The following is a 12,030-nucleotide window of genomic DNA, read 5'->3' as shown; positions in this document are numbered from 1 at the left end:
AACCGAACATTAGGGCATAAAAAAAGCCTATCTCTATAAAAAAAGATAGACGACAGATTGTGAATACACATATAATTTTAAAGAAAGTATTAAAATGATATGTCTATTTGCAATCAGAAATTGAATTCAGTGTCTAGTTTTTTATAGAGGGTTTCGGCTAGGAACCTCTGATAAATATATATTTTGTACGCAACATAGAATAAACCAATTCATATGTAAAATCAAGTGAATTTTTGTGATAATAGTGTTAAAGACGTATAGAAGAACTAATATTAATGTAATGGAGCGTAATCATGATAGTAGTGATAGATAATAATGATTCATTTACTTATAATTTAATTAATTATTTTAAAATGGCTACCCAAGAGACGGTTAACGTCGTTGATGTAGAGGATATTAATATAGAAGAATTAAAAGAATTGAAGCCCAAAGCTATCGTTATATCACCGGGTCCTGGGAGACCTAGTGATTATCCTATTTTATTTAAGGTGATGGATGACTTTTATCAGCGCATACCTATTTTGGGGGTCTGTTTAGGATTTCAAATGATTTACCAATATTTTGGAGGAACAATTATACATAGAGATAGACCTATACATGGTCATACGACATTATTAAGACATAACGGCGAAGGTGTATTCAAAGGATTACCAGATAGCTTCAGTGTTATGCTCTATCATTCTTTGAAGGCAGATGAAAGTTGTGTTCCTAATGAATTGAAGGTTACAGCTGAAGGAGAAGATGATGTCATTATGGGATTACAGCACGATAAATATCCTATTTACGGATTGCAGTATCACCCAGAATCCATTTTAAGCGAACAAGGCCAAAACCAGATTCAAAACTTTATCGACATTGTAGGTGAAAATAGTGACTATCAAATTTAACTATCGCTATTACTTAGACGACAATCAATTCGAAACCTATCATCTTGAATTAGATCAATTGATTGAAAAAAAGGTAGCTAAACATATGGATGAAGTGGGGCATGTGATACGTTTTGCAGAATTACAACAACAACAAGGTCGTTATGTCGCGTTATATGTAACATATGAAGCGGCTCGTTATTTCAACCCACAAATGACCGTGTGCCATATAGAAGAAGATGGTGTCTTAGCAATTGCATATAGCTTTAAAGGTGCTAATCATATTAATGAATCTAAGAAATTGAATAATGCATCATATCAACCGAAACATCAATTTAAATTTATAGAATCAAATCAACAAATGAAAGAAAAAATACAAAGCATTCAACATGCAATTGTCGAAGGAGATACTTATCAAGTGAACTATACTACACGTTTGACTGATGACATCTACTTACCGATTCATCAGTTATATCGACAATTAACTACTGAGGCAAATGGTAATTACACAGCCTTATTAGATACAGATGAGATCAAAGTTGCATCTATTTCTCCTGAATTATTTTTTCAGAAAGGAATCTTTAATGGTGAAGAGAACGTGTTAGTTAGTAAACCTATGAAAGGTACCATGCCGAGAGGTGAAACCAATAAAGAAGATCAACAAAACTACCATCAACTACAACAGTCTAAGAAAGATAAAGCTGAAAATGTAATGATTGTAGATTTAATGAGAAATGACATTTCTAGAATAGCAAAGACAGGGAGTATTATTGTTTATAAATTATTCTTTATCGAAACGTATCATACGGTACACCAAATGACGAGTATGGTAACAGGAAAATTATCGTCAGATGTGACCCTTGAAATGATCTTGAATGCTATATTTCCGTGTGGTTCTATTACTGGTGCACCTAAAATAAATACTATGAAGTTAATTCATTCTTTAGAACAAGTTCCAAGACACATATATTGTGGAACAATTGGATTATTACTTCCTAACGATAAAATGATATTTAATATACCTATACGTACGATTGAATATCGACATCAACAAGCAATTTATGGTGTTGGTGCTGGGATTACGATTAACTCTAATCCAGATGATGAAGTCAAAGAATTTTATGATAAGACAAGGATACTGGAGAGATTATAATGTACTTATTTGAAACAATGAAATTAGAGAATGGTCATATTGCACGACTTACTTTTCACAAACAGAGAATGAGTCAATCTAGCAACAAATTGAATATAGCTTTTAATGAGCTAGATTGGAACCGTCTTATTCAATCGATCCAAGCTGAATATTCTGAAGGTAGCTATCGTTTGAAAGTGATGTTACAAGAAGAAGGGAATTTCGATTATTTAGTGGCGTCCCTAACATCTAAATCACATTTCACTGCGTCTTTAGTACGTGAACATGCCAATACGTCGCATCTAATGAAAATTAATAAAACCTCAAATAGAGAACATGTATCTTATGATTTAAACACTGATTTAGCACTCATATTTGATGAAAATGGCAAAATTTTAGAATTTAATATTGGTAATGTCATGTTCAAAGAAAACGATCATTATTTTACACCTCATTATAATGAAGATTTTCTATTAGGATGTATGCGACAATCCTTGATTGATGAAGGTTGTTTGCAAGAAAGAGACTATTATGTCGATGAATTAATAGAGAAATTGAAGACAAAGAAAGTGGAGGTATTTTTACTAAATAGTTTGCGAGAGGTTGCCGATGTTACAATTTACCTATAAAATTAACATGGAAGAAATGCGAAATATTAACAGACGGAGTAGATAATGACACTAATATGGATAGGATTATTAATTGTTGTAGCAGTTGTAAATAAAGTCATCGTTAATCGATTATTACAAAAGAGAGCTCAAATATTCGCACGTATCGTTGCAACAGCTACTACCATATGTGCCATTATATTAGTATATTTATTGATTAAATCACTTATGCCTTTTGTAATAGAGCGTATGGACGTATTTTATCATCATTAAAGACTTTTGAGGTGAAGGTATGAAAATATATAGTCAAGGCGACCAAGCCATCGTAATATCAATAGAGAAAAAGGTATCAAAAGATCTTACTGAAGATTTATTAGCCTTGAGATCATATTTGAATAAAAAAAATTATTCGTTCATTACAGAAATTGTACCTACTGAATCGGATATGATGATTATTTATGATGCACGAGACATGATTAAACATCATCATATACAATCCCCATTCTTATATATGAAAGCGCTCATTGAATCGATTAAGTTGGAAATAAAACATGAAAATAAAGCACAAGCGCCATTTCAAATTCCTATTGTATATGGAGATGAATATGGGCCAGACTTGGCATCATTATTAAAACATTTAAAAATTGATGAATCACAATTTAAAGCACTTCATACAGGAAGTGACTACTTTGTATCAATGATGGGATATTCCCCAGGATTTCCATATTTAACAGGAATGAATAAAAAATTATTTGTGAATCATACAAGTAAAGAAAAGAAATTTATTCCGGCAGGTTCAGTCGTCATTGAAGGCAAGAAATGTGGTATCGTTACTACTGACACTTATAATGACTGGTTGGTAATTGGGTATACACCAACACAACTTTTCTTTCCAAACAAAGATGATTTTTCACTCTTAAAATTGGGCGATAATGTACAATTTATTGCTAAAGATAAAAACGAATTGGATTTAGGAGACTTTAAAACATGTCAATCATAATAGAAAATAGCGGTTTGTTTAGTAGTTTTCATGATTTTGGGAGACACGGATATGAACATAATGGTGTGATACCATGTGGTGCACTCGATAGTTTGTCACATGAAATTGCCAATCGATTAGTAGCTAATGATAAAAATGAAGCAACACTTGAAATGACACATAAAATGCCAACGATTCGTTTTACAGAACCTACACTCATCGCATTAGCAGGTGGTAACTTTAAAGCCGAGACACAAACAATGAAGGTATTTCCATATAAGTTATATTTAATGGAAAAAGATGATGTTTTGAAGTTTAAAGAAACGAGTAGAACATCACGTGTCTATTTAGCTATCGGTGGTGGTTTTAAGTTAGATGAATGGTTAGGTTCTACATCCACAGATTTCAACGTGAAATTGGGTGGCTTTGAGGGTCGACAATTACAAAATGGTGATGAAATTGAAATGAAACGCTTATATAGTGAGCGACATCACAAACTGTTTGAAAATTTAGCTGAGTCCCGACAAACTGATTGGGGTGTAGATGGCTATGCGTTATCATTTAATTATATGTCAGACGTATTTCATGTCATTAAAAATAAAGGTTCAGAAGATTTTAAAGAAAATGCATTACAACGTTTTACATCACGTAACTATAAAGTAACTAGTAAAGCTAATAGAATGGGCATGATTTTAGAAGGTGAGAAAGTAAAAGCATATTATGAAGATATGCCTGCACATCAATCCGTTAAACGCGGTACAATCCAAGTTAAAAGAGATGGCACACCCATTATTCTATTAAATGATCACTATACATTAGGAAGTTATCCTCAGATAGGAACGATTGCAAGTTATCATTTAACTAAACTAGCTCAGAAACCAACGGGATCAAAATTAAAATTCCAATTTATAGATATTGAAACAGCGGAGAAAAATCTCGTTAAATACAGTAATTGGTTAAATCAATTATTCCATGGCATTGAATATCGTATGCAGTTAGAAATGTTGAAATAGGTACGATTAATGTAAAGTGGAAGCTCGTTCTTAAGACGGATGGCTTAATAAAAACAAATCTATATAATATATAGGTACATTATAAAAAGTATAACTTTAAACCATAGTTTATATGTTGAAAAGTGTGTTTTTACTTGATATTTAAGGTTGCTTCCTTTATATTAATATATTGAACTATGTATTTTGTTACAATATGATTACATTCATCATATTTTCTTAATAAAAAATTAACATCAACAATGCATTAGCTAGTTATTGAATCAATCTACTAGCTATTTTTAACGTCAAAATGAAATGTTTAGTGAATTTTAAAAATTATATATTGTGTTAAATCATGTAGACCAACATTGGTATGGGTTAAAATAAAAGTGGAAATAACTCGTTTTAATTCGACGCAATAAAGTAAGCAATGCGTTTATATATTAAACGTAATTATCATGTTAGAGGATAAAAGTTTACTGGCGTTGTTTTAAGATAATTACCATTGCCTAATTACGTTTAATTCGTTATTGATAAGGTTCTTGTGGTTTATTAACAATAAACGGAGGAAACAAACATGAGTTCTCACAAAAAGAAGATAAGTCTTTTTGCGTTTTTCCTGATGACCGTATTTACGATCACGCTGAAGACATATTTTTCCTATTATGTTGATTTTTCTTTAGGTGTTAAAGGATTAGTACAAAACTTAATATTACTGATGAATCCATACAGTTTAATCGCACTCGTACTAAGTGTGTTCTTATTCTTCAAAGGTAAAAAGGCTTTCTGGTTCATTTTTGTCGGAGGATTCCTATTAACATTTTTACTGTATGCTAACGTTGTATACTTTAGATTCTTCTCTGATTTTTTAACGTTTAGTACTTTAAATCAAGCAGGGAATGTAGAATCAATGGGTGGCGCATTAGGTGCTTCATTTAAATGGTACGACTTTGTGTACTTTATCGATACGATTATCTACCTGTTTATTCTAATCTTTAAACGTCAGTGGTTAAGTACAAAAGCATTTAGTAAGAAATTTGTTCCAGTTGTTATGGCTGTATCAGTTGCATTATTCTTCTTAAACTTAGCTTTTGCTGAAACTGACCGTCCAGAGTTATTAACTCGTACATTCGACCACAAATACTTAGTTAAATATTTAGGACCATTTAACTTTACAGTATATGATGGTGTGAAAACGATTGAAAACAATCAACAAAAAGCGCTAGCATCAGAAGATGATTTAACTAAAGTGCTTAATTATACAAAACAAAAACGTACTGAGCCTAACCCAGAATATTATGGGGCGGCTAAGAAAAAAAATATTATTAAAATACATTTAGAGAGTTTCCAAACTTTCTTAATTAACAAGAAGGTTAATGGTAAGGAAGTAACACCGTTCTTGAACAAACTTTCAAGTGGTAAAGAAGATTACACTTACTTCCCAAACTTCTTCCATCAAACAGGTCAAGGTAAGACATCAGATGCCGAATTAACGATGGATAATAGTATTTATGGATTACCTCAAGGTTCTGCATATTCGTTAAAAGGTGATAACACATATCAATCACTACCTGCGATTTTAGATCAAAAGCAAGGTTATACTTCAAACGTTATGCATGGTGACTATAAAACGTTCTGGAACAGAGACCAAATTTATAAACATTTTGGTATAGATAGTTTCTATGATGCAACGTATTATGATATGTCAGATGAGAACGTGGAGAACTTAGGATTAAAAGATAAAATATTCTTTAAAGATTCAGCTAATTATCAAGCTAAAATGAAGAAACCATTTTATTCACATTTAATTACATTAACTAACCATTATCCGTTCACGTTAGATGAGAAAGATGCATCAATTGATAAACCAAATACAGGTGACTCTACAGTTGACGGATATATTCAAACAGCACATTATTTAGACCAAGCTCTTGAAGAATATGTTACAGATCTTAAGAAAAAAGGTTTATATGATGATTCTGTTATCATGATTTATGGTGACCACTATGGTATCTCTGAAAACCATAACAATGCGATGGAAAAATTGTTAGGTGAAAAGATTACACCAGCGAAATTTACTGATTTAAATCGTACTGGTTTCTGGATTAAAGTTCCAGGTAAATCAGGTGGAATAAATAAAGAATACGCTGGACAAATGGATGTTATGCCAACAATATTACATTTAGTTGGTATTGATACTAAAAACTATATTATGTTTGGTACTGATTTATTCTCTAAACAACATAATGATGTCGTACCATTTAGAAATGGTGACTTTATCACTAAAGACTACAAATATGTTAATGGTAAGTTATATTCTAATAAAGATAATGAATTACTAACTAAAAAACCAAAAGACTTCGAGAAGAATCAAAAACAAGTTGAAAAAGATTTAGAAATGAATGATAGTTTATTAAATGGTGACTTATTCAGATTCTATAAAAATCCTGATTTCAAAAAAGTAGATCCATCGAAGTATGAATATAAACCAGGACCAAAAGGTAACGAAAAAAAATAATTCAATAAAACCGAATTGAGCGCTTGCTCAATTCGGTTTTTTATTATTGAAATATAAAGTAATGCATAAAAAAAGGATGGGGTTTCTATTGAACTCCCACGCCTCGTAATCGTTCTATCTGCCTTCGTTTTCAAACTTTAATTTTAGGAATAATATGGAAATTGCATATTTCAAAATGTATGATTAACCTAATGCAACGTCTAATACCATCATAATGGCAAAACCAAGCATTAAGCTTAGTGTAGCTAAATCTGTATTATTACCTGATTGAGAATCTGGAATCAGTTCTTCTACTACTACAAATATCATTGCACCTGCAGCAAAAGCAAGTGCGTAAGGTAACATTGGCGTAATAACGAGTACTGCACCAGCACCAATCATAGCAAATATAGGTTCTACAATGGCTGAAGCTTGTCCATAGTTGAAAGCTTTCCAACTAGAAGCACCTGCTGCTTTAATTGGCATAGATAAAGCTGCACCCTCAGGAATATTTTGAATACCTATACCAATCGCTAAACCAATTGCCCCTAAGAATGTGGCAGTGCCATTGCCTGATACTACGCCACCAAAGGCAACACCAATTGATAAACCTTCTGGTATATTATGCAATGTAATCGCAAGAACAAGTAATGCATTTTTACTTAGAGATGTATCAATACCTTCTTGTTGTTGATTTTCATCTTTCGCATTACGGTGTATATGCGGTATAACAAAATCTAGTCCGCGAATAAAGAATCCGCCAAATAAGAAACCAATTGCAGCTGGTAACCAAGGCATTGCTGAGTCTTTGCTAAATTCTATTGAGGGTTGTAACAGAGACCAGAAACTTGCGGCAATCATAATTCCTGCAGCAAATCCTTGCATCGAGTTCAACACTTTATCATTAACAGATTTAAAAATAAAGACAGAAGCTGCACCAAGTGCTGTTAATAACCATGTAATGATTCCTGCAATTAAAGCTTGGAAATGAGGAGGCAAATTTTCGAAGAATTCTGCCATAACTAGGTCTCCTTGTATCATTTAAGCTTAAAAAGGTGTATAATATATAGAACTGATTTAAGCTTAACAAAATTATATAGAAAATTCGATAGTAAAAGGAAGATAAGCATGGAAGCATATAAAATTGAACATTTAAATAAATCCTATGCAGATAAAGTGATATTCGATGACTTAAATTTATCTATCTCTGAACATGAAAAGATTGGTCTTGTAGGGATTAATGGTACAGGTAAGAGTACATTGCTGAAGGTCATAGGTAATATAGATGAAGACTTCACAGCAGATATCACACATCCAAATAATTATCGAATACGATATTCATCGCAAAAGCATGATCTTGATGGAGATATGACAGTGTTTGAGGCAGTACTAAGTTCTGATACACCCACATTAAAGGTGATTAAAGATTATGAACAAGCTGTGAGTCAATACGCCATCAATCAAAGCGACAAGCAATTTCAAATTATGATGGAAGCCCAAGAAATGATGGATCGTAAAGAGGCATGGGATTATAATGCTGAAATCAAGACCATACTTTCTAAATTAGGCATTAATGATACAAATAAACTAGTGAAGGCATTATCAGGTGGTCAACAAAAGCGTGTTGTTTTAGCGAAGACATTAATAGAACAACCAGATTTATTATTGTTAGACGAGCCGACAAACCATTTAGATTTTGAATCGATAAACTGGTTAATTAATTACGTAAAACAATATCCATACACTGTTTTATTTGTAACACACGACCGTTACTTTTTAAACGAAGTGTCTTCGAGAATTATTGAATTAGATAGAGGTAAGTTGAAAACATATCCTGGTAATTATGAAGACTACATAGCTATGCGTGCTGAAAATGAACAAATTGAACAGAAACAGCAACAAAAGCAAAAAGCACTATATAAGCAAGAGTTAGCTTGGATGAGAGCTGGCGCAAAAGCTAGAACGACTAAACAACAGGCACGTATTAATCGCTTTAGCGATTTAGAATCTGAAGTTAAACAACAAACGAAGCAAGATAAAGTTCAGTTGAATTTAGCTCACTCAAGACTTGGTAAACAAGTTTATGAATTAGATCATTTATCAAAAACAATCAATGACAAAGTACTATTTGAAGATATTACTGAGATCATACAAAGTGGTCAAAAAATTGGTATAGTAGGTCCGAATGGAGCAGGTAAAACAACATTATTAAATATATTGGCATCTGAGGATCAATCATTTGAAGGTCAATTAAAAGTAGGACAGACCGTTAAAGTGGCTTATTTCAAACAAACTGAAGAAACATTAGATAGAGATATTAGAGTGATTGATTATCTTCGCGAAGAAAGCGAAGTTGCTATGGAAAAAGATGGCACTTCCGTATCTGTAACACAACTGCTTGAGCGTTTTCTATTTCCAAGTTCAACTCATGGTAAGAAAGTATACAAATTATCTGGCGGTGAACAAAAACGACTATATCTCTTACGTTTATTAGTACATAAACCGAATGTATTATTATTAGACGAACCCACAAATGATTTAGATTCCGAAACACTAACTATTTTAGAAGATTATATTGATGAATTTGGCGGTTCAGTAATTACTGTTAGCCATGATAGATATTTTCTTAATAAAGTGGCACAAGAGTATTGGTATATTCATGATGGAAAAATGGAAAAAATCATCGGATCATTTGAAGATTATGAAGCCTATAAAAAAGCTCAGGATAAACAATTGGCTCTGAATAAGCAAGAAGCCAATCAAACCAAACATAAGCCACAAACTCGAAAAAAATCGGGACTATCATATAAAGAAAAGCTTGAATATGAAGCACTTCTTGAACGTATTGATCAAACAGAAACAAGGTTAGTTGAAATTGACGAAGAAATGGTAGAAGCTAGTGCAGATTATGCAAAAATCAAAGCACTGAATGAAGAAAAGGAAGAACTTGAAGCAACATATGATACTGACATCACAAGATGGAGTGAACTCGAAGAATTAAAAGAACAATAAGGGGAATTTAATCATGCAAGAAACTTTATCGCATTATTTTGGCTACGATACGTTTCGTCCAGGTCAGGAAGAAATTATTTCAAAAATTATAGACCATCGAAATGTATTAGGTGTGTTACCTACAGGTGGCGGTAAATCGATATGTTATCAAGTACCTGGATTAATGTTAGGTGGAACGACAATAGTTATTAGTCCATTAATATCTTTAATGAAAGACCAAGTAGACCAATTGAAAGCAATGGGGATTAATGCTGCTTATATAAATAGCAGTTTAACTCAGAAACAACAAAAAGAGATTGAGCAAGATTTAATTAGTGGTCATATTCAGTTCTTATATGTAGCACCTGAACGTTTTGAAAATCAATATTTTTTAAGCCAATTAAGAAAAGTAAATATACGATTAGTTGCATTTGATGAAGCACATTGTATTTCAAAATGGGGACATGATTTCAGACCAAGTTATCAAAATGTGATTCAAAAGGTTTTCACACTTCCACAAGATTTTGCAATTGTGGCATTAACAGCAACAGCAACAGCAGAAGTACAACAAGATATTATGGCCAAGTTAAATATTGACGCCAACGATGAAGTGAAGACCAGTACGAAGCGTCGAAATTTAATATTTAAAGTTAATCCAACATATCAACGTCAAAAATTTGTCGTAGACTATGTCACAGAACATAATGAAGAAGCGGGTATCATATATTGCTCGACACGTAAACAAGTTGAAGAGCTACAAGAGGTACTCGAAAGTCATAAGGTTAAATGTACTATTTATCATGCAGGCTTAACCAATAAAGAAAGAGAAGCTGCTCAAAACGATTTTCTATACGACCGTGTGAATGTCGTTATTGCGACGAATGCCTTCGGTATGGGAATAGATAAATCCAATGTCAGATTTGTTATACACTATAATATGCCGGGTGATTTAGAATCATATTATCAAGAAGCTGGACGTGCAGGTCGTGATGGTCTGAAAAGTGAGTGTATCTTATTATTCAGTGAACGTGATAGAGGACTTCACGAATATTTTATATCAGTATCTCAAGCAGATGATGATTATAAAGAGAAGATGGGCGAAAAGCTAACTAAAATGCTCCAATATACCAAAACAAAGAAGTGTCTTGAAGCAACGATTGTGCATTATTTTGAACCAAATGAAAAATTAGAAGAATGTAAACAATGTAGTAATTGTATTCAAGAGAATAAAACTTATGATATGACGAGAGAAGCTAAGATGATTATTAGCTGTGTCGCAAGAATGAGACAACAAGAAAGTTATAGCGTGATTATTCAAGTGTTACGCGGTGAAACAACAGATTACATTAAATATAATGATTACGATCAATTAACTACTCACGGTATTATGAAATCATATACCACATCTGAATTAAGTCATTTAATTGATGAACTAAGGTTCAAAGGCTTTTTAAATGAAAATGATGAAATACTTATATGTGATAAGTCAGTGAAAAAATTGTTAAATGATGATACAAAAGTATTTACTACGCCATTTAAACAAAAATCAAAAGAAAAAGTATTTATTAATACCGTAGAAGGTGTAGATAGGGCTTTATTTAGCGAATTGGTTAAAGTGAGAAAACAATTAAGTGATAAGTTAGGTATCGCACCAGTAAGTATTTTCTCTGATTACACATTAGAAGAATTTGCTAAACGAAAACCAGAATCTAAACAGGATATGATCAATATTGATGGTGTGGGGAGTTATAAATTAAAACATTATTGCCCACAATTCCTAGAAAGAATACAGTCATATAAGACAAGTATTTAAATGATAGCCGCATGCAAATAATTAAGAAATATGAACTCGATGTATGTCACATGATGAATGTGCGTTACATCGGGTTTTTTACTTTGAAAATGGTATCCATTTCATCTTTTGAAAGAAGATTATGTATGAAAATAAAAAATCCAAAGATTTAA

The 12,030-nt window shown here is 32.3% G+C and carries 10 protein-coding genes; 9 read left to right on the top strand and 1 reads right to left on the bottom strand.

Annotated elements, in window-relative coordinates:
• Positions 1-293 precede the first annotated feature (293 nt).
• The 7 genes from JX000_RS09845 (at position 294) to ltaS (ending at position 7,095) form a co-directional block, all read left to right on the top strand.
• Complete coding sequence (locus JX000_RS09845) at positions 294-887, top strand: anthranilate synthase component II (protein WP_206140667.1); 594 nt, start codon at positions 294-296, stop codon at positions 885-887.
• Positions 871-2,019: an aminodeoxychorismate synthase component I gene (pabB, locus tag JX000_RS09840; protein WP_206140666.1), complete on the top strand. Its 1,149-nt coding sequence runs from the start codon at positions 871-873 to the stop codon at positions 2,017-2,019. The genes JX000_RS09845 and pabB overlap by 17 nt, the downstream gene beginning before the upstream one ends.
• Positions 2,019-2,627 carry an aminotransferase class IV gene (locus tag JX000_RS09835; protein WP_206140665.1) on the top strand — a complete coding sequence of 203 codons (609 nt, stop codon included), beginning with the start codon at positions 2,019-2,021 and terminating at the stop codon, positions 2,625-2,627. The genes pabB and JX000_RS09835 overlap by 1 nt, the downstream gene beginning before the upstream one ends.
• Positions 2,628-2,672: 45 nt before the next feature.
• Positions 2,673-2,879, top strand: coding sequence for a hypothetical protein (locus tag JX000_RS09830; RefSeq protein ID WP_002450956.1), 207 nt, complete (start codon positions 2,673-2,675; stop codon positions 2,877-2,879).
• A gap of 19 nt (positions 2,880-2,898) precedes the next feature.
• Entirely contained in the window at positions 2,899-3,606 is a 708-nt protein-coding gene (locus tag JX000_RS09825) for a 5-oxoprolinase subunit B family protein (protein ID WP_002450955.1), read from the top strand.
• Entirely contained in the window at positions 3,594-4,598 is a 1,005-nt protein-coding gene (locus JX000_RS09820; protein ID WP_002450954.1) for a 5-oxoprolinase subunit C family protein, read from the top strand. The genes JX000_RS09825 and JX000_RS09820 overlap by 13 nt, the downstream gene beginning before the upstream one ends.
• Before the next feature lie 556 nt (positions 4,599-5,154).
• Positions 5,155-7,095: a polyglycerol-phosphate lipoteichoic acid synthase LtaS gene (ltaS, locus tag JX000_RS09815; RefSeq protein ID WP_002450953.1), complete on the top strand. Its 1,941-nt coding sequence runs from the start codon at positions 5,155-5,157 to the stop codon at positions 7,093-7,095.
• A 183-nt stretch (positions 7,096-7,278) separates the two neighbouring features.
• Here ltaS and JX000_RS09810 read toward each other — a convergent pair whose 3' ends face one another.
• On the bottom strand, positions 7,279-8,094 hold the full coding sequence (locus JX000_RS09810) for a ZIP family metal transporter (protein ID WP_107532204.1): 816 nt from the start codon (positions 8,092-8,094) through the stop codon (positions 7,279-7,281).
• A 102-nt stretch (positions 8,095-8,196) separates the two neighbouring features.
• Between JX000_RS09810 and JX000_RS09805 the strand changes: the two genes are divergently transcribed.
• On the top strand, positions 8,197-10,086 hold the full coding sequence (locus JX000_RS09805) for an ABC-F family ATP-binding cassette domain-containing protein (protein ID WP_206141008.1): 1,890 nt from the start codon (positions 8,197-8,199) through the stop codon (positions 10,084-10,086).
• A gap of 10 nt (positions 10,087-10,096) precedes the next feature.
• Positions 10,097-11,878 (top strand): DNA helicase RecQ, encoded by a 1,782-nt coding sequence (gene recQ / locus JX000_RS09800; RefSeq protein WP_107532206.1) that lies wholly within the window; start codon positions 10,097-10,099, stop codon positions 11,876-11,878.
• Positions 11,879-12,030 lie beyond the last annotated feature (152 nt).

The organism is Staphylococcus sp. SB1-57 (assembly GCF_017086425.1).
Lineage (GTDB): Bacteria > Bacillota > Bacilli > Staphylococcales > Staphylococcaceae > Staphylococcus > Staphylococcus warneri_A.
This window is presented reverse-complemented; position numbering and strand designations above follow the sequence as displayed.

Bases quoted from the DNA above. Each gene is read 5' to 3' on its own strand.
- JX000_RS09845 (WP_206140667.1), top strand. From the start codon at position 294: ATGATAGTAGTGATAGATAATAATGATTCATTTACTTATAATTTAATT.
- JX000_RS09835 (WP_206140665.1), top strand. From the start codon at position 2,019: ATGTACTTATTTGAAACAATGAAATTAGAGAATGGTCATATTGCACGA.
- JX000_RS09830 (WP_002450956.1), top strand. From the start codon at position 2,673: ATGACACTAATATGGATAGGATTATTAATTGTTGTAGCAGTTGTAAAT.
- JX000_RS09825 (WP_002450955.1), top strand. From the start codon at position 2,899: ATGAAAATATATAGTCAAGGCGACCAAGCCATCGTAATATCAATAGAG.
- JX000_RS09820 (WP_002450954.1), top strand. From the start codon at position 3,594: ATGTCAATCATAATAGAAAATAGCGGTTTGTTTAGTAGTTTTCATGAT.
- ltaS (WP_002450953.1), top strand. From the start codon at position 5,155: ATGAGTTCTCACAAAAAGAAGATAAGTCTTTTTGCGTTTTTCCTGATG.
- JX000_RS09810 (WP_107532204.1), bottom strand. From the start codon at position 8,094: ATGGCAGAATTCTTCGAAAATTTGCCTCCTCATTTCCAAGCTTTAATT.